A 25579-nucleotide genomic window follows, 5' to 3' on the forward strand; every position below is an offset into this window, starting at 1 on the left:
GATCGACGATCGCGGAAACCGCCCCCCGGCACAGGCCGGAGGGCGGTATCGAGGGATCGGGTACAGGCGGCCGTCAGGCCGCGCCGGGTCTTACTTGACGTCGGCGCCGACGACGCTGTCCCAGTTCTTGGTGATGGTTTCCTTGTAGGCCGCCTGCTCGTCGAGCGTCGGGAAGACGGCGCTGGCGTAAGCCTCGGCCGGCGGCAGCTTGTCGAGCAACTCCTGCGGCACCTTGCCGTTCTTGGCGAGGTCGTTGAAGCGGATCGGATGGCAGTAGCCCTTCAGCCAGCCGAGCTGACCTTCGTCGGAATAGAGGTATTCCATCCACAGCTTGGCGGCGTTGGGATGGGGCGCATAGGCGGAGATCGCCTGAACGTAGACGCCGGCCACGACACCGGTCTTCGGCACGACGACGTCGATCGGCGGGTTGCCGGCCAGCGTATCGCGCCAGGACAGGAGGTTATAATCCCAGGCGGCGATGATCGGGGTGGTGCCCTGAGCGAGCGAAGCCGACTTGCCGATTACCGGCACGAAGTTACCCTTGGCGACGACATCCTTGAAGAAGCCGAGACCGGCTTCGCCCGCCTTGGCGACATCGCCGCCGGCGGCCGACAGGCCGGCCGCGAAGACCGCCGAGATGGCCTGGGACGAGGCGCGTGGATCGCCGGCCAGCGCCACGGCGTTGGCAAGCTCGGGCTTCATGAGATCGGCCCAGTCGGCCGGGCTGTCCTTGACGAGATCCTTGTTGATGCCGAGCGACATCACGCCATAGTAGTCGCCATACCAGTAGCCCTCGGCGTCCTTGGCGGTCTCGGGAATGGTATCCCAGGTCGACACCTTGTAGGGCTGCAGCAAGCCCTCGGCCTTGGCCGACGGGCCGAAGCTGAGGCCGACGTCGATCACGTCGGGGGCCTGATCGCCAGTGTTGCCCTTGTTGGCCTTGATCGCCTCGATCTCGTCGCCGGAACCGGCATCGGGATTGAGCTCGTTGACCTCGAGACCATACTTGGCCTTGAAACCTTCGATGACGGCGCCATAGCCGCACCAGTCGTGCGGCAGAGCGATGGTGGTCAGCTTGCCTTCCTTCTTGGCGGCAGCGACGAGATCATCGAGCGAAGCAGCAAACGTCGGCGCAGCACACAGGACGGCCTGCGCGGCGATGGTCGACGCGAGAAACAACTTGAACGACATGACGATTCCCCTGTTGGCCAGGCGCCCCGGCACCCGGATTTCCCACTCTTCGGCAACGGCCGGCTTCCTTCCGCAATGAAGGGACGCAAGCCTCGCGCGATTTAGATGGCGCACCGATCCGGGATGCCGCGAGCGGTCCGGGAAAGGTTCGCCGTCTCCGCGTTCTTAGTTACCTTACTTATATGACAGTTTGTTGTGAGTGCCGTCAATTCTGACAGGCCTTTAGCGACGCTGCCTTTTTCGCCGCCTAACCGCTTTCCGCATTGCCTCAGTAGCCCTTGCCGCGATCCACGAGATGGCGAAGCGGTTGGCCGGCCTCGTAAGCGACAATCTCTCCCAGGACATAGCGACTGAGTGCCACCGGATCACTTTCCGCTGCCACATGCGGCGTCATAAAGAGGTTGGGGGCGCCCCAGAGGGGGCTCTCCGGCGGCAATGGTTCGGTTGCGAAGACGTCGAGGCTCGCCCCCCTCAGTCGCCCGTCGTTCAACGCGTCGAGCAGGTCTGCTTCGACCAGCGACCGACCGCGGCCGGCGTTGAGGATGACTGGCCCGCCGAGCGGCCCATCCTTTGCGAGGGCATCAATGACGGAGCGATCGATCAGGTTCTCGGTCTCCGCCGTCAGCGGCAACAACGACACGAGGATATCCGTCCGGGCGAGAAAGGGAGCGAGGCCCTCTCTGCCATGGAAGCAGTCGACGCCCTCCATACGCTTTTCGGTCCGGCTCCAGCCGCTGACGTTGAACCCCAGTGCCAGGAGCGCGCGCGCCGCATCGCGCCCAAGCTCGCCAAGCCCCATGATGCCGACCCGAACGGCACCAGCCGCCCATTGGCGGAGCGGCTTCCAACTGCACGATGTCTGCGCCGCAGCGTAATGGGCATGGCGGCGATGATGCAGGAGCACGTTCAGCACCACCCATTCGGTCATTCGTCCCGTGAGGTCCGGGTCGACGATGCGGACGACGGGCAGATCCGGCAGATCGGGGTCGGTGGTCAGATGGTCGACGCCGGCGCCTAGTGAGAAGATCACCTCCAGCTTCTCGAACGTCTTGAGGTAGCCCGGTTCCGGCTTCCAGACGAGGGCATAGCGGACGCTGGAGGAATCGAAATCGTCGCCGGGCAGCACCACACTCCGATCGGGTGCGACCTCGCGCAGGGCATGGATCCAATGATCGGGCTTCCAGCCCCGAACGGCGACAAGAATGGTCATGGCGATTCCCGGATGAAGAGAAGATGACTCACCTTGCCCGGCTGGCCCACGGGATGGCAAGCCAAGCCTGCTCGCAGTTGTAAGGCGGCGATGCGCAGCTCGGCCCGACACCTTACAGTCTCCGGAAAATGCCCGGATGGTCGCTATTGACGGGAATTGCTGCCGTGCGTATCTGACTTTTCATGTCAACACGCCCTCTCGTCATCCTTCCCGCTCCGCAGCTTCGTCTGGCCTCGGCGCCCATCGCCCGTGTCGATGACGGCACCCGCAAGCTCGCCGAGGACATGCTCGAGACCATGTACGCGGCGCCCGGTATCGGGCTTGCTGCCGTGCAGGTCGGCGAGATGACCCGCCTCATCACCATCGACGTGTCGCACGACGAGGCTGCCAAGGAGCCACGCGTCTTCGTCAATCCGGAGATCCTCTGGAAATCCGAGGATCTGTCGGTCTACGAAGAAGGCTGCCTCTCCATTCCCGACTACTATGAGGAAGTCGAGCGGCCGGCCCGGATTCGCGTCCGCTACACCAACCTTGCCGGTGAACCAGAGGAGTTGGAGGCGGACGGCCTGCTCGCCACCTGCCTGCAGCACGAGATCGACCACCTCGACGGCGTGCTGTTCATCGACCACATCTCCAAGCTGAAACGCGACCGCGTCACCAAGAAGTTCGTCAAGGCGGCCAAGGAGAAGGCGAGAATTTAGTTCCCCTCGCTAATAGGCAGCGCGAGATCGCTTAAGCGTCTATCTCGGCCCCAACGCTTGACGCCGCCATCCGCATGGTATGAAACGCCGGCAGAACAACTGCCGCAGGATCGCCATGCCGCTCAGGGTCGTCTTCATGGGAACGCCGGACTTCTCGGTGCCGGTGCTCGACGCCGTCGTCGCGGCTGGGCATGAGGTGGTCGCCGCCTATACGCGCGCGCCGAAACCGGCCGGGCGTGGCATGGATCTCCGCCGTTCGCCGGTGCATGTCCGCGCCGACACGCTGGGCATTCCGGTACTGACGCCGAAGACGCTGAGATCCGAGGAGGCACAGGCAGCCTTTTCCGCCCACAACGCCGACGTAGCCGTTGTCGTCGCCTACGGGCTCCTGCTGCCGAAGCCGGTGCTCGACGCCCCGCGCCTCCACTGCCTCAACCTGCATGCCTCGCTGCTGCCGCGCTGGCGCGGCGCCGCGCCGATCAATCGTGCCGTGATGGCCGGCGACCTGGAGTCCGGCGTCATGGTCATGAAGATGGAGGAAGGGCTCGACACCGGACCGGTGGCGCTGACCGCCCGCGTCACCATCGGCCCGGACATGACGGCCGGCGAGTTGCACGACGCGCTGTCGCCCCTGGGCGCCGCGCTGATGGCCGAGGCACTCGGCAAGATCGAAGACGGGTCGATCGCCTTCGTTCCGCAGGGCGAAGAGGGCGTCACCTACGCCTCGAAGATCACCAACGAGGAGACCCGCGTCGACTGGGGGCTTCCCGGCCGGGCGGTCCACGACCATGTGCGCGGCCTCTCGCCCTTCCCCGGCGCCTGGTTCTCCGCCGATCTCGGCAAGGGCGAGGAGCGGATTAAGCTCCTCCGCAGCGAGCGCGCCGAGGGCTCCGACCTGCCGGGAACGCTGCTGTCACCTGACGGTTTCGTCGCTTGCGGTGAGGGGGCCGTGCGTCTTGTCACCGTGCAGCGGGCCGGTTCGAAAGCGATGGCCTTTGCCGACTTCGCGCGCGGCGCCCGCCTCGGCGCCGGCTTCCGGTTCGGCTGACCGTCATGCCCCGTTACCGGATGCTCATCGAATATGACGGCACGGGCTTTTCCGGCTGGCAGTCACAGGCCGAAGGAACCGGCATCCAGGATCACCTGCAAAAGGCGATCCTCCGCTTCACCGGCGAGGCGGTGGTTCTGAAGGGCGCCGGCCGCACCGACGCCGGCGTGCACGCGCTCGGTCAGGTCTGCCACTTCGATATCGGCAAGACGCTGCGCACCGATACCATCCGCGACGCCGGCAACGTGCATCTCCGCCCGCACGCCATCACCATCGTGGCGGCGGACGAGGTGCCGGAGAGTTTCGACGCCCGTTTCTCGGCCGTGAGGCGGCATTACCGCTATCGCGTCTTCGTGCGGCGGGCACCGCCGACGCTGGAGCGCCATCTGGTCTGGCACGTTCCGGTGCCGCTCGACGTCGGGCGCATGGCGGATGCCGCCAAGGTCCTGCTTGGCCGGCACGATTTCACCACCTTCCGCTCCTCGGACTGCCAATCGAAGAGCCCCGTCAAGACGCTCGATCAGCTCGACGTCGTCGAAGCCGGCGGCGAGATACACTTCCTGGTCTCGGCGCGCTCGTTCCTGCACAATCAGGTGCGATCGATGGTCGGTGGGTTGAGGAAGGTCGGCGATGGCCGCTGGACGGTGAACGACCTCAGGGCGTCGCTGGAGGCCGCCGATCGCCGCGCCTGCGCGCCGGTGGCGCCCCCGGAGGGCCTGTGCCTGATGAAGGTGGACTACTGACTGAGAAGGGCGGGAAGCCTCCTCCCCTCCCTATTTGAAATCGGCTTACGCCCGTCCCGCCGGCCAGGTGAAGGTGGTGGGCAGGTGCTGGTAGAGCCAGGTCTCGGTCAGCGTCTTGTCGCCGGCGCGAAGATAGAGGCGCATGTCCACCGGGTTTGGGCCGTCACCCTTGAAATCGAACACGGCACGCCAGCGCGTGGTCCCCACCACCGGCAGCGTATAGACGCCCGAGATGGAGCCGGAGGACGCGGACACCACCGCCTCGACACCCGACGACTGATCGTAACTCTTGAGGTCGCCGCCGTCGAAGTCGATCACGTATTTGACGACACCGGCCGGACGGGCCTGACCGGGCACGCCACCGAAGCCGAGACGCGTCGAGAAGACGCGGCCGACCGGGGCCGGATGCGGCTCGTCGACGCCCCAGGTGAGACGGTAGTCGAAGGCGATCTCGCTGCCCTTGCTGGCCGGTGCCGCCGGCAACCAGTAGGCGACGATGTTGTCGTGGATCTCGTCGTCGGTGGCGATCTCGACGAGTTGCACGGCGCCGTCGCCCCAGTCACCCTTCGGCTCGACCCATACCGTCGCGCGCTTCTCATAGAAGACGCCGTCGTCCTCATAGTTGTTGAAGTCGCGGTCGCGCTGGCAGAGGCCGAAGCCCTTGACGTTCTTGTCGACGAAGGTCGACGTCATGACGTTGACCGGGTTGTTGAGCGGCCGCCAGACGCGTTCGCCGGCACCGTTCCAAATGGAGAGACCGTCCGAATCGTGGATCTCCGGCCGCCAGTCGGGCGCCCGCTGACGGTTGGTCTCGTCGTACCAGAACATCGAGGTGAGCGCCGCCACGCCGAAGCGGGCGATGTCCTCGCGCGGATAAAAGCGCACGGCCATGTCCATGACCACCGTCCGGTCCTTGTCGCGGCTGACATCCCAGCGGACGGCACCCGAAACGCGCGGCCCCTCGAGGTCGGCGTAGATGGCGAACTGGCCCTCCTTGGAGGCGCCGAAGTAGAAGTTGGTAAAGCGGGGGAACTCTTCCGGCGTCGGCATGGCGACGTCGATGGCCAGCGCACGAGCGGACAGGCCGTATTGATCGAGCGCACCCGACGACCGGAAATAGGCGGCGCCAAGGAAGGCCAGCCAGTCGCGCTGACCGGTCTCGTCCATGACGCGGAAGCCGGCAAAGCCGATGTCGCCGGGCAGGTTGGCCGCCGGATTGCCCTCGGGGATGTCGAAATAATCGGGCGTGTAAAGCACTTCCTGCGCCTTGTCGCCGTCGACGAGATAGATGCCGACCGGCAGCTTGAAGTAGCGGCCGAGATGGAAGAAGCGCAGCGGCGCCTTGCCACCGGCCGCCTGGACGGTGTGATCGTCCTTGAACTTGATCTGCCAGTGCCTGTCGTAATCGATGGCTTCCAGCCCCTCGGACGCGCGCGGCACCTCCGGCACGTAAGCTGCGGCGGCTCGTTCCTTGGCGGCGCTCATCAGCTTGCTGAAGGAGAAGGGCTTCGGCTTGCCGAGCCGGGTCGACGCTTCGACGGCGAGAGCCTCGGTCACGGAAAGGCTCGGGACCAGACCAAGGGCGGCCAGCACGGCCAGAAGGTCACGGCGGGTAAGCTCGGACGACATGGAAGGGTTACACTCCGACGAAGAGGCAAGGCAGCGCCGTTGCCGGCTAAACCGGGGCGAGGCGCGACGGGCGCATACATAAACCGATCGAGGCTCGACGAACAGTAGTGGAACACTGCATAACTGGTGAGATGATTGATGATTCCCGACCATCTGAGCGGTTGTTCGAGCGACTCACCGGCACAGTGGAGCGCGTTACCTTCCACAACGAGGAAAACGGCTTCTCGGTGTTGAGAGTGCGCGTGCGCGGCCGCAAGGATCCGGTGGCGGTCGTCGGCCACGTTCCCACGGTGGCGGCGGGCGAAAAGATCGACGCCGAGGGTCAGTGGATGACCGACAAGGTCCACGGCCTGCAGTTCCGCGCCGACCGCATCGATACCCACGAACCGACCGGCAAGGACGCGGTGGTGCGCTTCCTCGGCTCCGGCCTCATTTCCGGTGTCGGACCGGCAATGGCCGAGCGCATCGTGCAGGTGTTCGGGGCCAAGGCGCTCGACGTCATCGAGAATGAGCCGATGCGGCTCGTCACCGTGCCGGGCCTTGGCAAGCAGACCGCGGCCCGCATCGCCGAGAGCTATCGCGAACGCAAGGCGGTGAAGGACGTCATGATCGCCTTCCAGGACAAGGGCATTGGCACGGCGCGCGCCGTCGCCATCTGGAAGGTACTCGGACCGGAGGCGGTGAAGCTGGTCGAGGAGGATCCTTATCGCCTTGCCCGGGAGGTCCGCGGTATCGGCTTTGCCGGCGCCGACGAGATCGCCGAGAAGTTCGGCATCAACCGCGCTGCACCGGAGCGTATCCGGGCCGGCATATCCCACGCCATCGAGAGTGCCGCCGACGACGGCCACACCGCCGTGCCACGTGCCGATGTGCTGGAGAGGGCCGAGCGGCTTCTGGGTGTCGATGCCGACGCCGTCGCCGCCGAGGTGGAAGGGGCGATTGCCCAAGGTGATGTCGAGACCTTCGACATCGACGGCACCGCCTTTCTGGCCGTTCGCCGCCTCGCCCGCTTCGAGCGGTCCGTCGCGAGCCGCCTGAAGGCGCTGTCCGAGGGACGGCCGCCCTGGGGCAAGATCGACGTCGACGCCGCCGTCGAGCGGTTCGAGACGCGGAAGGGCATGCAGCTCAGCCCGTCGCAGCGCGACGCGTTGGCGCTGGTGGCCGGCGCCAAGGTGTCGGTGATCACAGGTGGCCCCGGCGTCGGCAAGACGACGCTGCTCGAGGCACTGCTGGCCACCATCGCGACGGCCAAGCTCACGGTGGCACTCGCCGCGCCCACCGGCCGCGCCGCCCGCCGCATGGCCGAACAGGCCGGCCGCGAGGCGAAGACCATCCACCGCCTTCTCGAAATCGATCCGACCACTGGCGGCTTCAAGCGCTCGGCATCGGAACCGCTCGAAGCGGAAGTGGTGGTGATCGACGAAGCGTCGATGGTCGACGTGCCGCTGATGGCGGCGCTCGTCGAAGCCATCCCGCTCAACGCCGCGCTGATCCTGATCGGCGACGTCGATCAGCTGCCGTCGGTCGGCCCGGGCCAGGTGCTCGCCGATGTCATCGCCTCAGGCCTGGTGCCGGTCGCTCGGCTGACCGAGATCTTCCGGCAGGCCGAGGAAAGCCGGATCATCGTCAACGCTCACCGCATCAACCGCGGGGAATGGCCGGAACCGCCGCCGTCCGGCGAGCTGGCCGACTTCTACGTCATCGAAGCGCGCGGCGCCGATGACGCGCTTGGCAAGATCCTGGAGGTGGTGGGCAACCGCATCCCGCGCCGCTTCGGCCTCGACCCGATGCGCGACGTGCAGGTGATCACGCCGATGCAAAAGGGCATCTGCGGCGCGCGCAACCTCAACGATCGCCTCGCCGAGCTCCTGAACGGCGCGCCGCTCGACCGCATCGAGCGCTTCGGGCAGACCTATGCCACCGGCGACAAGGTGATGCAGATCGAAAACGACTACGATCGCGACGTCTTCAACGGCGATCTCGGCATTCTCAAGCGCATCCGCCAGAAGGAGGACGAAATCGTCGTGGCCTTCGATGGACGCGACGTGAAATACGGTCTTGAGGATCTTGAGGCGCTGACGCGCGCCTATGCCATCACCATCCACAAGAGTCAGGGCTCTGAATATCCGGCGGTGGTGATTCCGCTCTTGCGTGACCATGCGATCATGCTGGCACGCAACCTCCTCTACACGGCGGCGACGCGTGGCCGGCAACTGGTCGTTCTGGTCGCCGAACCGCGGGCGCTCGAAATGGCGCTCTCGGGAGATCGCATCCGCCGCCGTTTCACCCGTCTGAAGTCCATGCTGTCGGGCTGATCTGGGGTGAAGGCGTTTCCCAGGCATTTCCTCGACCCTTGGCCGGCAACTTTGGAAACGGGGTGAACCATCTTCCTTCTGAAAGGTTGACCTCCGGCGATCGGCTTTGCGGCCGATGGTTCATTTGCTGCGCGGTTCCGGCATCGTGCTCCGCCGGCCAGGGGCCAAGACCACCACTTTGGTTGGTCAGAAAGCCATTTGCCCTTGCTGGTGCTTACGCGTAACGTCTGGACACAACGATCGAATTCGGGAGGCGGGTCGATGGTGGATCTCGGGTTGCGTGAGGGACTGACGGACGGTGCGGTCCGGGCGATCACCGAGGGAACCCATGGCGACCCCTTCGCGCTTCTGGGGCCGCATCGAGTATCGGGCGCGCGCACCGTCATCCGGACCTTCAAGCCGAACGCCCGCGCCATCGCGCTGATTGCCGCCGACGGACGCAAGCTTGCCGACTTCCAGCACGTGGAAGGCGGCCTATGGGTGGCCTTTGCCCAGGGTGACCCGGGCCTCTACCGGCTGCGTGTCGAGTGGCCGAACGGCAGCCACGAAGCGGAGGATCCCTACTCCTTCGGCCCGTTGCTCGGCGAGATGGATGTCTACCTGCTGGCTGAGGGGCAGCATCGCCAGCTCACCGAGACACTCGGCGCCGTGGTCACCGAGGTTGGCGGCGTGCCCGGCGTGCGTTTCGCCGTCTGGGCGCCCAATGCCCGGCGCGTGTCGGTGGTCGGCAACTTCAACTCCTGGGATGGCCGCCGCCACCCGATGCGGCTCCGTCGCGAGTGCGGCGTCTGGGAACTGTTCATTCCCCGCCTTCCCATAGGCGAGGCCTATAAATACGAGGTCATCGGCGTCCACGGCGAGCTTCTGCCCGACAAGGCGGATCCGGTCGCCCGTCAGTATGAGCTGGCCCCGGCCACGGCCTCCATCGTCGCCGATCCCAAGCCCTTCGAGTGGCACGACGCCACCTTCATGCGCAATCGCGCCGCCTTCCAGTCGAAGACCGCGCCCTTCTCGGTCTACGAGGTGCATCCCGGCTCCTGGCAGCGGCCGGACGGCAAGCCCGTCACCTGGCGCTTCCTCGCCGAGCATCTGGTCGCCTATGTCAAGCATATGGGCTTCACCCATATCGAGCTGTTGCCGATCATGGAGCATCCGTTCGGCGGTTCCTGGGGGTACCAGCCGCTCGGCCTGTTCGCGCCGACCGCCCGCTATGGTTCGCCGACCGACTTCGCCCGCTTCGTCGACGCCTGCCACGAGGCGGGCATCGGCGTGATCCTCGACTGGGTGCCAGCGCATTTCCCGACCGATGCCCACGGCCTCGCCCGCTTCGACGGCACGCCGCTCTACGAGCATCAGGATCCGCGCGAGGGTTTCCATCAGGACTGGAACACGCTGATCTACAACTTCGGCCGCACCGAGGTGATCGGCTTCCTGGTGGCGTCGGCGCTGGAATGGCTGAAGCGCTTCCATATCGACGGCCTTCGGGTCGATGCCGTGGCCTCGATGCTCTACCGCGACTACTCGCGCCAGCCCGGCGAGTGGATCCCCAACAAGTATGGCGGCCGGGAGAACCTGGAAGCGGTGTCCTTCATCAAGCATCTCAACGGCGTCATAGCCCACGAGGTGCCGGATGCGCTGATGATCGCCGAGGAATCCACCGCCTGGCCAGGCGTCACCGCCTCGCTTGCCGATGGAGGCCTCGGCTTCACCTACAAGTGGAACATGGGTTGGATGCACGACTCGCTCGACTATTTCTCGCTCGAGCCCGTCCATCGCAAGTACCACCACAATCAGCTGACCTTCGCGCTGATGTATGCCTATTCCGAGCGCTTCGTGCTGCCGCTCAGCCACGACGAGGTTGTGCACGGCAAGCGCTCGATCTTCGGCCGCATGCCCGGTGACGATTGGCAGCGGTTTGCCAACATCCGTGCCTACTATGCCTTCATGTGGACCCATCCCGGCAAGAAGCTGTCCTTCATGGGCAACGAGATCGCCCAGGGGCGCGAGTGGAACCACGACGGCACCATCGACCTCTGGCTGGAGAGCCGCGCCAGCAATCTTGGCGTCCAGCGCCTGATGCGCGACCTCAACACGCTCTATCGGGCCGAACCGGCGCTGCATGCCCGCGACTTCGATCCGGAGGGCTTCCAGTGGGTGGTGGTGGACGACAACGAGCAGTCGACGCTGGCCTACATGCGCTGGGGCTTCGAGAATGACGCGCCTTGCCTCGTGGTCGGCAACTTCACGCCGGTGCCGCGTTCAGGCTACCGGTTGGGCGTGCCGCGCGCCGGCCGGTGGCGCGAGGTGTTCAACTCCGACGCCGAGATCTACGGCGGCTCCAACATGGGCAACAAGGGACGGCTCGCTGCCAACAATGCCCCGAGCCACGGCATGAACTTCTCGCTTGACCTCACCCTGCCGCCGCTCGCCGTCGTCATCCTGCGCTGGGACGGCGAAGCGCCCGCCGCCGAAGAAAAGCCGGCGAAGAAGGCCAAGGCGAAGAGCTGAGGCTCGGCAAGACGGGAGGCCTTCGAGGCCTCCCTCATTCTGCGAAGTAGCGATCCAGGAAGGCGCGGTAGATCGCTTTCAGGCGATGAAGGTCATCAAGCGCCACGTGTTCGTCGATCTTGTGCATGGTCTGGCCGACGAGGCCGAACTCGACGACCGGGCAGTAGTTCTTGATGAAGCGGGCGTCCGACGTGCCGCCGGTGGTGGAGAGTTCCGGCCGGCGGCCGGTGACCGCCTCGACGGCGTCCGACAGGCCACCGATCAGGGTGGCGTCGTGGGTCAGGAAGGACACCGCGTTGGTCGGTTCGAAGATCAGCTCATAGGCAAGCGGGGTCGGCCGCCCGGTGCGCAATGGAGCGGCTTCAACTGCCCGCCGGACCCTTCCCTTGATCTCCTCGTGCAGCGCTTCGACCGTCCAGATGTCGTTGAAGCGGATGTTGAAGGCGATCTCCACCTCGGCCGGGACGACGTTGGTGGCGCGGTTGCCGGTCTCGACCGAGGTGACCTCGAGGTTGGACGGTTGGAAGCGCTCGTTGCCGGTGTCGAACGGCGGGTCCATCAGCGCGGCGATGACCGCTGGCGCCACACGCAACGGATTGTCGGCGAGGTGCGGATAGGCGACATGGCCCTGCACGCCCCGGAGCTTGACGAAACCGGACAGCGAGCCGCGACGGCCAACCTTGATCATGTCGCCGAGGGCGCCGGGATTGGTCGGTTCGCCGACGATGGCATGGCTGAAGCGTTCGCCGCGCTTTGACGCCCAGTCGAGGAGCTTCACGGTGCCATTGATCGACGGCCCCTCCTCATCGCCGGTGATCAGGAAGGAGATGCGGCCACCGAAGTCGCGGCCATTGTCCTCGACGAAATCGAGGACGGCGGCGGCAAAGGCGGCGATGCCGCCCTTCATGTCGACGGCGCCACGACCGTAGAGCTTGCCATTCTCGATGTCACCGGCGAACGGGCCGTGGCTCCAGAGGTCAAGCTTGCCGGGCGGTACCACGTCGGTGTGGCCGGCGAAGGTGAGGTGACGGTTGCCGGCACCGATGCCGGCAAAGAGATTCTCGACATCGGGCGTGCCTTCGTCGCTGAAGACGGGGCGGTCCACCTGGAACCCGGCCGGCATCAGCAGACTTTCGAGGAAAGCGAGCGCCCCGCCCTCAGTTGGCGTCACCGACGGGCACATTAGGAGGTCGCGGGCAATGGCGACGGGATCGTGGGGCATATCCTTGTCCTCGAATGCAAACAGCCGGCAGTTTCCCGCCGGCCGTTCGGATAGCACGGATTGATCTTCAGGTCAGTCGCGCAGCAGCTCGTTGATCGAGGTCTTGGAGCGGGTCTTGGCGTCAACCTTCTTGACGATGACGGCGCAGTAGGTCGACGGACCCCAGTCCTGGCCGGGCATCGGCTTGCCGGGTATCGAGCCGGAGACCACCACCGAGTAGGGTGGCACCTTGCCCATGTGGATCTCACCGGTGGCGCGGTCGATGATCTTGGTCGACTTGCCGATGAACACGCCCATGGAGATGACCGAGCCCTCGCCGACGACAACGCCCTCGACCACCTCGGAACGGGCGCCTATGAAGCAATCATCCTCGATGATGGTCGGACCGGCCTGCATCGGCTCCAGCACGCCGCCGATGCCGACGCCGCCCGAGAGGTGAACGTTCTTGCCGATCTGGGCGCAGGAGCCGACGGTGACCCAGGTGTCGACCATGGTTGCGGTATCGACATAGGCGCCGAGGTTGACGAAGGAGGGCATCAGCACCGCGCCCGGCGCGATATAGGCCGAGCGGCGGACGATGGCGCCCGGCACGGCGCGGAAGCCGGCCGCCTCATAGGCCGCGGCGTCCATGCCCTCGAACTTCGAGGGCACCTTGTCCCACCAGGACGCGCCGCCGGGGGCGCCCGAGATCAGCGCCGTGGGCGTCAAGCGGAAGGACAGCAGCACCGCCTTCTTGAGCCACTGGTTGACCACCCACTCGCCGCCGATCTTCTCGGCGACGCGTGCCTTGCCGCCGTCCAGCAGATCGAGCGCCGCTTCGACGGCGTCACGCACCTTGCCTTTCGTCTCCTGCGAGACGGAGGCGCGGTCCTCCCAGGCGGCGTCGAGGATGGCGGCGAGGTCGGCATAGGCGGCCGTGGCGGCAGTCTCGGTCATGTTGATCTCCGAATGGGCCATGCAGGATTGGCATCGGTTTCGTGCTTTAGGGGTTTTGCCCTGATCACGCAACAAAAGCAGCGGTTTTCCGGGACAGATCGTTTTCGGTCCGGGTAGTTGCCAGCCGGCGGAGAAGGTGAAGCAAGCCGGGCTAGCCAGACTATGAAGATATCCGCCGATTCAATATCTTACGCCGAGCCCTGCACTTATCCGGAGGCGTGCGAAGGGCAGTGTTACTCAACGAGGGCAGGCGCTGCGATCGCCGCAGGCCTGCCGAATAAGTAATATCACGCCACCGCGTCGGACTGGCGTTGCCCGGCCGGTCAATGGGCCTTTCGGTCCTTTTTCTTGGCCTTGTAGGGTGGCTTGCCGTCGCGCGGCGCCTCCTTGTAGGGCGGCTTGCCATCGCGCGAAGGCTCCTTATACGGCGGCTTCGCCTTGCCCTTGGGCCGATCATCGCCCTTGAACCGATCGTCGTTCCGCCGTGGCTTGTCCTTGCGCGGACCGGCAGGCGGCGCCACCGGAGGGCCATCGGCGCGGGAGATGCGCACATTCTCGTCATTGCCGGCAGCGGCGAGCCGTTCCATGGCAGCAATACCGCCGGGAGCCACCTCGGCAAATGTCTCGCCATCGGCGAGGCGGATGGCGCCGAAGTCGCGGCCCTTGAGGCCGGACTGGCGGCAGAGGAAGGCCAGAACGCGTTTCACCTCGGCGCCGTCGCGGCGGCCGACCGACAGGCGGAACCAGGCAGAACCGGTGAAGTCCACCGTCTCCCGCACCATCGGTCGGTCCGGGGCGTCGGTGCGGCGCGGCTTGCGCTCCACCGGATCGCTGATTTCTTCGGGCGCCGGCAGACGGGTACGCGCAAGGCGGACGAAGGCGGCGGCCAGTTCCTCCGCCGTCCGTCCTTCGGCGAGGCGGCTTGCAAAGGCGCGCTCGTCCTCGCCCATTTCCTCCGAGAGAAGCGGATCGGCAAGGAGGCGCTCCTCGTCGAGCCGCCGGATGGCGTCGGCCGACGGCGCCGCCTCGGAAAAGAGTTCGATGCCGGCCCCGGCGAGCAGGCTTTCCGCCCGCCGACGGCGGGTGGACGGCACGAGCAGGATGGAAACACCCTTTCGCCCGGCGCGGCCGGTCCGGCCGGAGCGGTGAAGCAGCACCTCGCTGTCGTGCGGCAGGTCGGCGTGAATGACGAGGCCGAGATCGGGCACGTCGATGCCGCGCGCGGCCACGTCGGTGGCGACGCAAACGCGGGCTCGTCCGTCGCGCAGGGCCGACAGCGCCTCGTTACGCTCGCCCTGCCCCATTTCGCCTGACAGCGCCACCACCGAGAAGCCGCGCTCCAGAAGTGCACCGGTGAGGCGCTTCACGCCCTCGCGCGTGCCGCAGAACACGATCGAGGTGGCCGCATCGTGGAATCGCAGCAGATTGACCACCGCCTTCTCGATCTCATGCGGAAAGACCCGAACGGCGTGGTACTCAATGTCGGCGTGGACCTCGCCATCTTCGGCGACATCGACGCGCGCTGCGTCCTTGCGCATGAAGTCGCGGGCGAGGCGGACGATGTCGGCTGGAAGCGTCGCCGAGAAGAGCAAGGTCTGGCGGTCGGCCGGGGCGGCGCCCAACAGCTTTTCGAGGTCTTCGCGGAAGCCAAGGTCGAGCATTTCGTCGGCTTCGTCGAGCACCACGGCGACCGCGTCGGTCAGGTCGAGGTTGCCGCGGTCCAGATGGTCGCAAAGGCGACCGGGCGTGCCGACCACGATATGGGCGCCCTGCGCGAGCTGGCGCTGCTCGCGGCGCGGGTCCATGCCGCCGACGCAGGAGACGAGGCGGGCACCGGTTTCGCCATAGAGCCAGGTGAGCTCACGCGTCACCTGCAGCGCCAGTTCGCGGGTCGGCGCGACGACGAGCGCGAGCGGCTTTCCGGCCGCCGCGAAAATCTCAGCCGGGCCGAGCAGGCGCTCGGCGAGGGCCATGCCGAAGGCAACGGTCTTGCCCGAGCCGGTTCGGGCGGACACCAGCATGTCGGCGCCGGCGAGTTCCGGCGCGGTGACGGCCAATTGGACGGCGGTCGGATCGGCATAGCCACGGGCGGCGAGCGCCCGTGCCAATGCGGGATGAGCTTGAGAAAAGGACATTAGCTTCCTGGGAGGAGCGCGCGAGCAGCGGCGGAGGCCGGCACAGCGCGGAAAAAGCGAAGCCTTGTCATACAGGCGAAGGCTCGATTTCGCCACCCCTCGTGGCGCATGGCTCGTCAGCCGGAAAGCGCATCAATGATGCGGGAGAGGAAACCGGACAGGTCGGCGGTAATGAAGTCGGCATCCGGCGATGCCGGTGGCGGCGCTTGCCGCCCGGTCACCAGCACCGTGCGCATGCCGAGGGCCCGTGGCACGACGAGATTGCGCGGCGCATCCTCGAACATCGCCGCGGTGACCGGTTTGATGGCGAAGCGGTCGAGAAAGGCGGCATAGGTCGCCTCTGCCGGCTTCGGCAGATAGTCGGCGTCGGCAATGTCGAAGACGCCATCGAACCGGTCGGCGATGGCAAGGCAGGCGAGCGTTTCGCCGACATGGGCATGGGTGCCCGAGGTCAGGATGAACTTGCGGCCCGGCAGGCGCAACAGCGCCTCGGCGAGCCTCGCGTCCGGGACGAGCGCCGAACGATCGATGGCATGGACGTCGGCAAGAAAATCGGCGGGGTCGACACCGTGCTCTTCCATGAGCCCCCGAAGCGTCGTGCCGTAACGGGCGGCGTATTCCTTCTGAAGGGCGGCAGCGTCCGCGGCAGTCAGGCCGGTCGCCCGTGCCGTGTAGGCACGGATGCGGCCCATCACGGCCGTGAAAACGCCGCTCTCCGGCGGATAGAGCGTGTCGTCGAGGTCGAAGATCCAGTCCCGAACGCCAGCAAAGACCGAGAGATCGTCGCCGGCGGGCACCTTTCCGGTCGGCATCAGCGGCGGATCAGCGTACCGGCGCCGGTCTCGGTGAAGATCTCCAGGAGGACGGCATGCGCCGTCTTGCCGTTGACGATCACCGCCGCGTCGACGCCGCGCTTCAGCGCGTCGAAGCAGGTTTCCACCTTGGGGATCATGCCGCCGGAAATGGTGCCGTCGGCGATCAGCGCCTGCGCCTCGGCGCGCGTCAGCTGCTTGAGAAGGTGGCCGTCGCGATCGAGCACGCCCGGCACGTCGGTCAGGAACAGCAGGCGTGCGGCGTGCAGCGCACCGGCGATGGCGCCGGCGAAGGTGTCGGCGTTGACGTTGTAGGTCTCTCCGTCGACGCCGGGGGCGACGGGCGCCACCACGGGGATCAGATCCTCCTTGGCCACCATGTCGAGCACGGCCGGGTTCACCACCTTGGGCTCACCGACGAAGCCGAGGTCGATCACCTTTTCCATCTCGCTGTCCGGATCGCGCATGGTGCGCGTCGCCTTCTCGACGGTGACGAGATTGCCGTCCTTGCCGCAGAGGCCTATGGCCCTGCCGCCCTCGGCGTTGATCGCCGAGACGATCTGCTTGTTGATCGAACCGGCCAGCACCATCTCGACGATTTCCATGGTGGCGCGGTCGGTGACGCGCAGGCCGTTCTTGAACTCGCTCTTGATGCCGAGCTTGTCGAGCATCGAACCGATCTGCGGTCCGCCGCCATGCACGACGATCGGCTTCATGCCGGACTGCTTCAGCAGCACGATGTCGCGGGCGAAGGCGCGGGCGAGATCGGGATCGCCCATGGCGTGGCCGCCGTATTTGACCACGATGGTCTTGTCGTCATAGCGCTGCATGTAGGGCAGCGCCTCCGAGATGATGCGGGCGCGCGACAGCATCGCTTCGGCGGATTCGGTCGTGGATGTGGTCATGGCGGCCTCGCGTCGGTTGGATCGACAAGGCCTATAGCCGATCGGGGGGGCAGGCTCAACGCCTGAACCATGGGGCTTCCGACCCGGAACTGCCTAAAATGACGGCTCAGGCGCCGGCCAGCAGCCGGGAAATCGCCGCTCGCAGTTCCTCCACGCCGGCGCCCTTCTCGCTGGAGGTGGCGAGCACCTCAGGGAAGGCGGCCGGACGCTTGCGGATGCGCTCGGCGGTGTCGGCGAGCACCTTGTCGATGCCGCCCGGCTTCAGCTTGTCGGCCTTGGTCAGCACGATCTGGTAGGAGACGGCCGCCTTGTCGAGCAGCGTCAGCACATCCTCGTCGTTCTTCTTGAGGCCATGGCGGGCGTCGATCAGCACGTAGACGCGGCGCAGATTCGGACGGCCGCGCAGATAATCGCGGATCAGCGCGTTCCAGACGTCGACCTTCTCCTTCGGCGCCTCGGCATAGCCATAGCCGGGCATGTCGACGAGCAGGAGGCCGGCCTCGACTTCCGGCCGGAACAGGTTGAGTTCCTGCGTGCGGCCGGGCGTGTTGGAGGTGCGGGCCAAGCCTTGCTGGCCAGTCAGGGCGTTGATGAGGCTCGACTTGCCGACATTGGAACGGCCGGCGAAGGCCACCTCGATGGTTCCGGCGATCGGCGGCAGGTCGTTTGCCTGCGCCATGCCGCGGACGAAGGTCCAGGGACGGGCGAACAGGAGGCGCGTCGCTTCGGGATCGATCGCGGTGCGGGTCTCGTCCATCGTTGCGGTTCCTGAGCTGTCGGAAGCGGGCGATCCTCGCCCTGTAAAGGAAACGGACCGGCTGGGTATAGCCGGTCCGCAGGATTTTACGAGCTTTGGCGGCGATTTCAGCCGGCTTTCGGCTTTCTGGCGAAGGTCGTCTTCAGATTGTCGAACAGCTCGATCTTGACGCCGTGCTTCTTCATGATCAGCGACTGCTGCAGGATCGACAGCAGGTTGTTCCACGACCAGTAGATGACAAGGCCGGCCGGGAAAGACGCCATCATGAAGGTGAAGACGATCGGCATCCAGGTGAACAGCATCGCCTGCGTCGGATCGGGTGGCGCCGGGTTGAGCTTCATCTGGACGAACATGGTAATGCCCATGATGATCGGCCAGATGCCGAGCATCAGGAACTGCGGCGGCATCCAGGGGATCAGCCCGAACAGATTGAAGATGGTCGTCGGGTCGGCAGCCGACAGGTCATGGATCCAGCCGAAGAAGGGCGCGTGACGCATTTCGATGGTCACGTAGAGCACCTTGTAGAGCGAGAAGAACACCGGGATCTGCACGAGGATCGGCAGGCAGCCGGCCAGCGGGTTGATCTTCTCCCGCTTGTAGAGCTCCATCGTCTCCTGCTGCTGCTTGACCTTGTCGTCCGGGTACTTGGCCTTGATGTCGGCCATGGCCGGCTGCAACAGCTTCATCTTGGTCATCGACGCGTAGGACTTGTTGGCGAGCGGGAAGAAGATCGCCTTGACGATCAGCGTCACCAACAGGATGGCGATGCCGAAGTTGCCGACCAGATTGTAGAGATAATCGATCAGCAGGAACATCGGCTTGGTGATCCAGTAGAACCAGCCCCAGTCGATCATGCGGTCGAACTTGACGATGCCGAGATCCCGCTCATAGGCGTCGACGCGCGCCACCGTCTTGGCGCCGGCGAACAGGCGCGTCTCGGTGGCTGCCGTGCCGCCGGCGGGAACCTCTAGGGGATCGCGAAGGTAGTTGGCCTGATAGGTATCGACGTCGCCGGCCAGCGCCCAGGAGAAGCGCGGCTGGAAGGAGACGCCGCCCTCGGGAATAAGCGCTGTCGCCCAATACTTGTCGGTGATGCCAAGCCAGCCGGAGGTGACCGGACCGGGCTTCACGCCTTCGCTGTCCTTCAGATCCTTGTAGGTAGTCTCGGTGAGCCCTTCGTCGCCGAAGACGCCGAGCAGGCCCTCGTGCAACACCCAGGCGCCCGGCACCTGCGGCGTGCCATAGCGGGTGACGAGGCCATAGGGATAAACGGTAGCGGCAGTAGCCGACGTGTTGGCGACGCTGTCCTTCACCGTGAACATGGCGTGGGAGTCGACCGAGATCTCGCGGGTGAAGACGAAGCCGGCGCCATTGTCCCAGGTCAGGGTTACCGGCGTCGACGGCGTCAGGCGCGCGCCCTCCGGCGCGGTCCAGAGCGTATCGGCGCCCGGCAGCTTCACACCGGCCCCGGCCGGCGCCATGAAGCCGAACTCGGCATAGTAGGCATGGTTGGTGCCGAAGGGATTGAGCAGCTTCACCAGCGGCGAGTTGGGCTCGATGGTGTCGCGATAGAGCTTCAGCGACAGATCGTCGATGCGGGCGCCAGCAAGGCTGATCGAGCCGGTGAGCTCCGGCGTGTCGATCGCCACGCGGGGGCTGCGGGCGAGCGCTTCCTCGCGGGAAACGAAAGCCGCCGTGGTGTTGGTGCCAACCGTCGGCGCCGTGCCCTCGGCCGCCGAACCGCTGGCGGCGGTTCCGCCGGTCGGAGCGGTGGTCGTCGTCTGGCCCGCCTTCTGCTCGGCCGCCTGCTGGGCGACCTGGGCCTTTTCGAGCTGCGGGCCAGCGACGAAATACTGCCAGCCGAGCAGCACGGCCAGCGACAGCGCAATGGCCAGGATCATGTTGCGGTTTTCGGTCATGGACCTTTATCTTCCTCGCTCGGCGCCGGCTTCAGCGCCCCCTTGCCGCCGCGCGGCCCCGTCTTGTCGGAGGCCGCAGCGCGAACGGCGCCGACCACTTCGGCGACCAGATCGGTGAACGGCATGTCCAGCGCCGGGCGGCGGCCGACCAGCACGAAATCGCGCTTGGGGTCGGCGACCGCGGCGCCGGCGAGCCGCACCGCTTCCTTGAGGCGGCGCCGGATGCGGTTGCGCACCACGGCGTTGCCCATCTTCTTGGTCACCGTGAAACCAAAGCGGGCATCCGCCTCGGCGTCATCTTCCACCGCATCGGGGCGGCGGAGCGATTGCAGCAAAAAGCCGCGCCGGGGTGTACGGGCACCCCGGGCGACTTTTACGTAGTCATTTCGCTTTTTCAGCCGCTTCATGTCTGGCGCCTCGCGAGCCGGATGGCCGGCGTCCGCCAAGAACAAGGGCCGATCACGCCGACAGACGCTTGCGCCCCTGGGCCCGACGGCGGGCGATCACCTTGCGACCACCGGCGGTGGCCATGCGCGCACGGAAGCCGTGACGGCGCTTGCGAATGAGCTTGGACGGCTGATAAGTCCGCTTCATGGTCGTTTGCCCGCCAGGCGGGCCCCTCGTGTCTGGCGGCGGCCCGGCCTCGGAACGCGTTGCGCTCCGCCTTCGGACAGCTCTCGTGTCTCAACTGGGAAATCGGCCACGTCATATACGGCCAAGCCGGCCGAAAAGACCGGTGGCGCCCTTCCGATCGGAGGGGCTTATACGGGACGGACGGGGGCTCGTCAACGCATCAATGCCATGCAAACCCGTGGAAGACCGCCCGCTTCCCGGCCTTTCCGGCGACTGCTGACATCCGTGGACACATCGTCGGGTTAGGAACGCGGCAAATATGGCAACGCGACAGAATTTTACCTTATTTCAGACGCGGGCCTCTTCCAATTTCTGCGCGAAGCGACAGATAGAGAGCATTCTTTTTTCGGAACCGCCCATAATGGCCCAGACTGACACTTCCGGCGGCTTCACCAAGCCGCACTTCCCGACCAAGCACACCTTCAGTCTGTCCTTCAAGCTCCTGATCTTCACGATCCTTTTCGTGATGTTCGCGGAAGTGCTGCTGTTTGTGCCGGCCATCGCCAATTTCCAGCGCAACTATATCGAATCGAAGATTCATACCGCTGGGATTGTTGCGCATACGCTGACCACCTATCCGGAGACGGCGCTGCCGCGCACGATCCAGGCCGATCTTCTCAACCGGCTGGATGCCTATGCCGTCGCCGTGCGCACGGAAGGCATGAAGCAGCTCGTTGCCATGGCGGATACACCGCCGACCGTCACCCGGAGCATCGACTTCGACAGCCAGATGACCCACGGCATGGTCACGGAGGCGATGGACACCATGCTGTTCGGCGGTGACCGCACCATTCGCGTCACCGGCACCTATGACGGCGAGGGCCAGGTCGAGGTGGTATTCTCGGAGACCCATCTCCGGGACGAGCTCCTGCATTTCGCCGGCCGGCTGCTGCTGGTTTCCTTCCTGATCTCCGCCTTCGTCGGCGTGTTGGTGTTCTTTTCCATCCAGTATCTGATGGTCATCCCGATGCGGCGCCTGGGCAAGTCGATCTACAAATGGTCGCAGGAGCCCGAGAGCGACGACTACCTGGTCCGCTATGGCGGCCGCACCGACGAGATCGGCCGCGCCGAGTTCGCCATAGCCACCATGCAGCAACGCATTCAGGAGCTGTTCAAGCAGCAGAAGCGGCTCGTCGAGCTGGGGCTCGCGGTGTCGAAGATCAACCATGACCTTCGCAATCTGCTCGCCTCGGCCCAGCTCATCTCCGACCGGCTGACGGCCATTCCCGATCCGTCGGTGCAGCGCTTTGCGCCCAAGCTGGTGTCGGCCATCGACCGGGCCATCAACTACTGCCAGTCGGTGCTGGCCTATGGCAAGGCGCAGGAAGCGCCGCCGTCGCGCCGGCTCCTGTCGCTATCGCGGCTCTGCACCGATGTGGCCGAGATGACCGGCATCGTTCATCACGCCAGCATCGAATGGGTGAACGAGGTGCCCGACGACCTGGAGGTCGACGCCGATTCGGACCAGTTGTTCCGGGTGTTGCTCAACCTCGTCCGCAACGCGGCGCAGGCGCTCGAGCAATGCAAGGACGATGCCCTCGTGCGGCGGCTCACCGTGTCGGCCGAGCGTGCCGGCGCCAAGGTCAGCATCCGCATCTCCGACACAGGCCCCGGCCTGTCGGAAAAGGCGAGGGAGTCGCTATTCAAGCCCTTCTCCGGCTCGGTGCGAACCGGCGGCACCGGCCTCGGCCTCGCCATCGTCGCCGAACTCGTCAAGGCGCATGGCGGCACGATCGTCTGCCTCGACGGCGGCCCCGGTGCCACCTTCGTCATCGAGATCCCCGATCGACCGATTCGCGCCGCCGCATGAACGGAAATAGCGGCGGTGCCCACAGCGCCGCCGCTCGCGTTTCGATACAGGTATTGAGAGCTTACTCTGCCGCCAGGCTCTCGCCGGCCACGTCGGCGCCGCTCTCGGCATCGAGCCACCAGCTGACATTGGCGTGACGGCGCAGCACGGTGGCCGGGCAGTCGGGCGTGACGGCACCGAGGAGCGCCGTCCGGACCGCGTCGCGCTTGGTGGCGCCGGTGGCCAGCACGATGATCTCCCGCGACTCCAGAATGGTGCCGATACCCATGGTCATGGCCTGGGTGGGCGGCAGCGCGCCATCGAAGAAGGCCGAGTTGGCCTCCAGCGTCGATTCTTCAAGATCGACGACGCGCGTGCGAGCGGCAAAGTCGGCGCCCGGCTCGTTGAAGCCGATATGGCCGTTTCGGCCGATGCCGAGAAGCTGCAGATCGATGCCGCCCGCCTCGCGGATCATCGCCTCGTAGCGGCTCGCGAAGGCGGCGGGGTCGGCGGCGAGGCCGTCCGGCACGAAGGTCCTGCTCTTGTCGATATCGACGAGATCGAACAACTGGCTGTCCATGGTTGCCCGGTAAGACCGAGGATCCTCGGGCGGCAGGCCGACATACTCATCGAGATTGAACGAGGTGACGCCGGCGAAGCTGATCTCACCGGCACGATGCAGCGCGACAAGCCGCTCGTAGACCGGCTCCATGGTGGCACCCGTCGCAAGGCCCAGAACGACGTTGGGCGTCGCCTTGAGGCGCTCGGCGATGCGATCGGCCACGGCGTTGGCCGCCGCGACGGTGGTGGGAAAGTGATTGATCCGCATCTTGAGCTCCATCGACCGGTCGAGCACGAGCGACCGCCATCTCATAGAGAGATCATGGCGACAGATAATTAGTTCGTCAAGATGCCGAACATAAAATTTCGATGACGGTCAGCCATGCACGGCGGCGGGCAAACGCAGGGGCATCGGCAGATCAGCCGGGCTGAACAAGAGATTGTGGGCCTGATTGAGGGCCAGGGCGACGGCGCCGGTCAAGGCGGCGCGAGCGCCGAGCGACGACACCTCGACGGCGATCGACCGGCGGCTGACTCGCGGCAACTCGGCCCTGATCCAGTCCACCACGCCGGGCAGGCAGCCAACGATGCCCCCCACTACGACCTTGCGCGGTTCAAGCAGCGCGTGGACCGCCACCATGGCCAGCGCGGCGGTGCGGGCCGCGTCGCGGGCCGCGGTGACGGCGGCGGCGTCCTCGCCTTGCAAGGCGGCGGCAAAGATGTCGGCCGGACTCCGCGCCCTGTCGCCCCCAAGCGCCCGATAGCGCTCGCGGATGCCGCGCCCGCCGATGGTGCTTTCGAGGGCGCCCCGCTCCAGGCTGTCGGCGGCGGCCGGATCGGCGCCGATCGGCAGGAAGCCGATCTCGCCGGCCGCCCCGCTGGCGCCGCGGATCAAACGCCCGCCGGTGAGCGCGCCGAGACCGATGCCGGTGCCGAGCGACACGAAGGCCACCTCGTCCACGCCGACGGCGCAGCCGACCCAGGATTCGCCGATCACTGCCGCATTGATGTCATTTTCGATCACGACAGGGCAACCAAGCTCGGCGGACAGCAGCGTACGGACGTCGACATCGCCCAGCCCTTCGAGGTTGGGCGACAGCGACAGGCGCCCGCTGACCGGCTCGACGACGCCGGGCATGGCCACCGCGGCGACGCGAACCTTCTGCCGGTCGATGCCCGCCTCGGCGATCAGTTCGCTCGAAAGCCGGCCGAGCGCCGACACCAGGGCCGTGCCGGCGAGGTCGCCTGAGGGCGCTTCAGCAGAAGCAAGGATATCGCCGACGATGTTGGCGAGCGACAGGCGCAACGACGTGGCGCCAAGCTCGGCGCCGATGACATAGCCAGCCGATGGATCGACCTCGTAGATCACCGCCGCACGGCCGACCGTGCCCGAGGTGACGCCCTTGACGCGGACGAAGCCGCCGCTCTCGAGCACGCGGATCACTTCCGACATGGTCTGCTTGGAAAGGCCGGTGATCTTGGCGAGGGCGGCTCGCGAGGTGGCGCCGGAGTTGAGGAGCACGTCCATGACGGCGCGCACCGAGATCTGGCGCAGCACCGGCGTTGCGGTATCGTCTTGGATCATCGGGCCGGAAGTCTCCCTGGGAGCATCACGGGATCGATCCATACACCCAAACGCGAGACTTCACAGCCCTGCCAACACTTACGCCTTAGCCGCTGCCCCGGCCTGCACCGAATTTCGGTATTCGGTGGGCGTGCGACCCACGACTTTCTTGAACACCTTGTAGAAATAGTTGAAGTCATTGAAGCCGCAGCGCTGGGCGATCTGGGACAATGGCAGGTCGTATTTCTCCAGCATGAACTTGGCCTTGCCGATCCTCACCTGCGTCAGGTAGTCGGAAAACGTCATGGCGCCCTGCTCGCGGAAGACGCGGGAGAAGTAATTGGGGCTGATACGCAGGTGGGCGGCCACCGTGTCGCGGGTGATCAGCCGGTCGAAGTTCTCCTCGATATAGAGGCAGGCAGCGCGGAAGAAGGCCGAAGACTGCCGGTCCTCTTCCGGTACGGGGTTGGCGATCAGCCGGCGGGCGTATTCGAGGATGGACTGCGCCAAGAGGCGGGCGTCCAGGCTGGTGGGGCCCACGTCGTCGCGGTGGCTGGCCATGGCCTCGACCAGATGCTGCAAGGGGCCGTTGCCGGGGATCAGGCAGTTGCGTTTCTCGACCGAGACGAAACGCTGCTCGCCGGCACTCCAGCGCACCAGGCTGACGCCAAGATGGGTGGCGCCAAACAGAAGGCTCAGCACCTCGACGTCCTTGTCCCAAAGCGGCTGGTTCCAGCAGTTGCCGGGAACCACCAGCGCATCGCCCGGACCGAGTTCGCTCTCGATGATCCGCGCGGCGCGGTCACACAGCACATTGGTATAGGTGCCGGCGATGACGAACTCGAAGCGGGCGAACTGCACCTGCAACGCGCCGAGCGGCGGCGCGGCGGCATCGAGGCCGAAGACGATGCGGTGTGGCCAGCCTGCCGCGGCGGCAAGCGCGTCCCCACGGGCAAAATCGTCGAGCGTCACGTTGGCTGTCAACATGGTGCGTCTCCTTA

General features: G+C 66.0%; 21 protein-coding genes. 6 read left to right on the plus strand and 15 right to left on the minus strand.

Translation table 11 applies throughout. The annotated features are described in order from the left end of the window. Positions 1-90: 90 nt before the first annotated feature. Both CXZ10_RS08500 and CXZ10_RS08505 read right to left on the minus strand, forming a co-directional pair. The gene (locus CXZ10_RS08500; protein WP_101288984.1) at positions 91-1191 is read right to left on the minus strand and encodes an ABC transporter substrate-binding protein; all 1101 of its coding nucleotides are present in this window, start codon (positions 1189-1191) and stop codon (positions 91-93) included. Between the two features lie 268 nt (positions 1192-1459). After that, complete coding sequence (locus tag CXZ10_RS08505) at positions 1460-2401, minus strand: 2-hydroxyacid dehydrogenase (protein WP_101288726.1); 942 nt, start codon at positions 2399-2401, stop codon at positions 1460-1462. Between the two features lie 182 nt (positions 2402-2583). Here CXZ10_RS08505 and def point away from each other — a divergent pair, with 182 nt between their 5' ends. From def to truA, 3 genes are all read left to right on the plus strand, one after another. Beyond that, entirely contained in the window at positions 2584-3102 is a 519-nt protein-coding gene (def, locus tag CXZ10_RS08510) for a peptide deformylase (RefSeq protein WP_101288727.1), read from the plus strand. A 115-nt stretch (positions 3103-3217) separates the two neighbouring features. Next, complete coding sequence (fmt, locus tag CXZ10_RS08515; protein WP_101288728.1) at positions 3218-4150, plus strand: methionyl-tRNA formyltransferase; 933 nt, start codon at positions 3218-3220, stop codon at positions 4148-4150. Between the two features lie 5 nt (positions 4151-4155). Continuing rightward, positions 4156-4893, plus strand: a complete 738-nt coding sequence (truA, locus tag CXZ10_RS08520; RefSeq protein ID WP_101288729.1) for a tRNA pseudouridine(38-40) synthase TruA — start codon at positions 4156-4158, stop codon at positions 4891-4893. Between the two features lie 45 nt (positions 4894-4938). On the opposite strand, the gene CXZ10_RS08525 is transcribed toward truA, so the two are convergent. Further along, the gene (locus CXZ10_RS08525; protein WP_101288730.1) at positions 4939-6522 is read right to left on the minus strand and encodes an OpgD/OpgG family glucan biosynthesis protein; all 1584 of its coding nucleotides are present in this window, start codon (positions 6520-6522) and stop codon (positions 4939-4941) included. Positions 6523-6653: 131 nt separating this feature from the next. Between CXZ10_RS08525 and recD2 the strand changes: the two genes are divergently transcribed. Both recD2 and glgB read left to right on the plus strand, forming a co-directional pair. Then, positions 6654-8837 carry an SF1B family DNA helicase RecD2 gene (gene recD2, locus CXZ10_RS08530; protein ID WP_101288731.1) on the plus strand — a complete coding sequence of 728 codons (2184 nt, stop codon included), beginning with the start codon at positions 6654-6656 and terminating at the stop codon, positions 8835-8837. 261 nt (positions 8838-9098) lie between these two features. Then, complete coding sequence (glgB, locus tag CXZ10_RS08535; RefSeq protein WP_101288732.1) at positions 9099-11345, plus strand: 1,4-alpha-glucan branching protein GlgB; 2247 nt, start codon at positions 9099-9101, stop codon at positions 11343-11345. Between the two features lie 34 nt (positions 11346-11379). Here glgB and dapE read toward each other — a convergent pair whose 3' ends face one another. The 9 genes from dapE to rpmH all read right to left on the minus strand — a co-directional run bounded on the left by dapE (position 11380) and on the right by rpmH (position 20625). Then, on the minus strand, positions 11380-12567 hold the full coding sequence (dapE, locus tag CXZ10_RS08540) for a succinyl-diaminopimelate desuccinylase (RefSeq protein ID WP_101288733.1): 1188 nt from the start codon (positions 12565-12567) through the stop codon (positions 11380-11382). A gap of 72 nt (positions 12568-12639) precedes the next feature. Then, positions 12640-13503: a 2,3,4,5-tetrahydropyridine-2,6-dicarboxylate N-succinyltransferase gene (gene dapD / locus CXZ10_RS08545; RefSeq protein WP_101288985.1), complete on the minus strand. Its 864-nt coding sequence runs from the start codon at positions 13501-13503 to the stop codon at positions 12640-12642. Positions 13504-13826: 323 nt separating this feature from the next. Then, entirely contained in the window at positions 13827-15638 is a 1812-nt protein-coding gene (locus tag CXZ10_RS08550; protein WP_101288734.1) for a DEAD/DEAH box helicase, read from the minus strand. 116 nt (positions 15639-15754) lie between these two features. Then, positions 15755-16450, minus strand: a complete 696-nt coding sequence (locus CXZ10_RS08555) for a pyrimidine 5'-nucleotidase (protein WP_101288735.1) — start codon at positions 16448-16450, stop codon at positions 15755-15757. Further along, a complete protein-coding gene (gene argB / locus CXZ10_RS08560; protein ID WP_101288736.1) occupies positions 16450-17355 on the minus strand; it encodes an acetylglutamate kinase in 906 nt (301 codons plus the stop codon). Before argB ends, CXZ10_RS08555 begins: the two co-directional genes overlap by 1 nt. A 106-nt stretch (positions 17356-17461) precedes the next feature. Continuing rightward, complete coding sequence (gene yihA / locus CXZ10_RS08565) at positions 17462-18112, minus strand: ribosome biogenesis GTP-binding protein YihA/YsxC (protein WP_101288737.1); 651 nt, start codon at positions 18110-18112, stop codon at positions 17462-17464. A gap of 107 nt (positions 18113-18219) precedes the next feature. Further along, positions 18220-20031: a membrane protein insertase YidC gene (gene yidC, locus CXZ10_RS08570; RefSeq protein WP_101288738.1), complete on the minus strand. Its 1812-nt coding sequence runs from the start codon at positions 20029-20031 to the stop codon at positions 18220-18222. After that, positions 20028-20438 (minus strand): ribonuclease P protein component, encoded by a 411-nt coding sequence (gene rnpA / locus CXZ10_RS08575; protein ID WP_101288986.1) that lies wholly within the window; start codon positions 20436-20438, stop codon positions 20028-20030. Before rnpA ends, yidC begins: the two co-directional genes overlap by 4 nt. Before the next feature lie 52 nt (positions 20439-20490). Then, positions 20491-20625, minus strand: a complete 135-nt coding sequence (gene rpmH, locus CXZ10_RS08580) for a 50S ribosomal protein L34 (RefSeq protein ID WP_026781973.1) — start codon at positions 20623-20625, stop codon at positions 20491-20493. A gap of 400 nt (positions 20626-21025) precedes the next feature. Between rpmH and CXZ10_RS08585 the strand changes: the two genes are divergently transcribed. Further along, positions 21026-22474 carry a sensor histidine kinase gene (locus CXZ10_RS08585; protein ID WP_180335919.1) on the plus strand — a complete coding sequence of 483 codons (1449 nt, stop codon included), beginning with the start codon at positions 21026-21028 and terminating at the stop codon, positions 22472-22474. Between the two features lie 61 nt (positions 22475-22535). On the opposite strand, the gene nagB is transcribed toward CXZ10_RS08585, so the two are convergent. The 3 genes from nagB to CXZ10_RS08600 all read right to left on the minus strand — a co-directional run bounded on the left by nagB (position 22536) and on the right by CXZ10_RS08600 (position 25565). Then, a complete protein-coding gene (gene nagB / locus CXZ10_RS08590) occupies positions 22536-23327 on the minus strand; it encodes a glucosamine-6-phosphate deaminase (protein WP_245412974.1) in 792 nt (263 codons plus the stop codon). A gap of 63 nt (positions 23328-23390) precedes the next feature. Next, positions 23391-24599: an ROK family transcriptional regulator gene (locus CXZ10_RS08595; RefSeq protein ID WP_101288740.1), complete on the minus strand. Its 1209-nt coding sequence runs from the start codon at positions 24597-24599 to the stop codon at positions 23391-23393. 78 nt (positions 24600-24677) lie between these two features. After that, positions 24678-25565, minus strand: coding sequence for a helix-turn-helix domain-containing protein (locus CXZ10_RS08600; protein WP_101288741.1), 888 nt, complete (start codon positions 25563-25565; stop codon positions 24678-24680). Positions 25566-25579 lie beyond the last annotated feature (14 nt).

Source organism: Pleomorphomonas diazotrophica, from assembly GCF_002844595.1.
Taxonomy (GTDB): domain Bacteria; phylum Pseudomonadota; class Alphaproteobacteria; order Rhizobiales; family Pleomorphomonadaceae; genus Pleomorphomonas; species Pleomorphomonas diazotrophica.

Coding starts and splice junctions, on each gene's coding strand:
- CXZ10_RS08500 (WP_101288984.1), bottom strand. CDS start 1,191: ATGTCGTTCAAGTTGTTTCTCGCGTCGACCATCGCCGCGCAGGCCGTC.
- CXZ10_RS08505 (WP_101288726.1), bottom strand. CDS start 2,401: ATGACCATTCTTGTCGCCGTTCGGGGCTGGAAGCCCGATCATTGGATC.
- def (WP_101288727.1), top strand. CDS start 2,584: ATGTCAACACGCCCTCTCGTCATCCTTCCCGCTCCGCAGCTTCGTCTG.
- fmt (WP_101288728.1), top strand. CDS start 3,218: ATGCCGCTCAGGGTCGTCTTCATGGGAACGCCGGACTTCTCGGTGCCG.
- truA (WP_101288729.1), top strand. CDS start 4,156: ATGCCCCGTTACCGGATGCTCATCGAATATGACGGCACGGGCTTTTCC.
- CXZ10_RS08525 (WP_101288730.1), bottom strand. CDS start 6,522: ATGTCGTCCGAGCTTACCCGCCGTGACCTTCTGGCCGTGCTGGCCGCC.
- recD2 (WP_101288731.1), top strand. CDS start 6,654: ATGATTGATGATTCCCGACCATCTGAGCGGTTGTTCGAGCGACTCACC.
- glgB (WP_101288732.1), top strand. CDS start 9,099: ATGGTGGATCTCGGGTTGCGTGAGGGACTGACGGACGGTGCGGTCCGG.
- dapE (WP_101288733.1), bottom strand. CDS start 12,567: ATGCCCCACGATCCCGTCGCCATTGCCCGCGACCTCCTAATGTGCCCG.
- dapD (WP_101288985.1), bottom strand. CDS start 13,503: ATGACCGAGACTGCCGCCACGGCCGCCTATGCCGACCTCGCCGCCATC.
- CXZ10_RS08550 (WP_101288734.1), bottom strand. CDS start 15,638: ATGTCCTTTTCTCAAGCTCATCCCGCATTGGCACGGGCGCTCGCCGCC.
- CXZ10_RS08555 (WP_101288735.1), bottom strand. CDS start 16,450: ATGCCGACCGGAAAGGTGCCCGCCGGCGACGATCTCTCGGTCTTTGCT.
- argB (WP_101288736.1), bottom strand. CDS start 17,355: ATGACCACATCCACGACCGAATCCGCCGAAGCGATGCTGTCGCGCGCC.
- yihA (WP_101288737.1), bottom strand. CDS start 18,112: ATGGACGAGACCCGCACCGCGATCGATCCCGAAGCGACGCGCCTCCTG.
- yidC (WP_101288738.1), bottom strand. CDS start 20,031: ATGACCGAAAACCGCAACATGATCCTGGCCATTGCGCTGTCGCTGGCC.
- rnpA (WP_101288986.1), bottom strand. CDS start 20,438: ATGAAGCGGCTGAAAAAGCGAAATGACTACGTAAAAGTCGCCCGGGGT.
- rpmH (WP_026781973.1), bottom strand. CDS start 20,625: ATGAAGCGGACTTATCAGCCGTCCAAGCTCATTCGCAAGCGCCGTCAC.
- CXZ10_RS08585 (WP_180335919.1), top strand. CDS start 21,026: ATGGCCCAGACTGACACTTCCGGCGGCTTCACCAAGCCGCACTTCCCG.
- nagB (WP_245412974.1), bottom strand. CDS start 23,327: ATGAGATGGCGGTCGCTCGTGCTCGACCGGTCGATGGAGCTCAAGATG.
- CXZ10_RS08595 (WP_101288740.1), bottom strand. CDS start 24,599: ATGATCCAAGACGATACCGCAACGCCGGTGCTGCGCCAGATCTCGGTG.
- CXZ10_RS08600 (WP_101288741.1), bottom strand. CDS start 25,565: ATGTTGACAGCCAACGTGACGCTCGACGATTTTGCCCGTGGGGACGCG.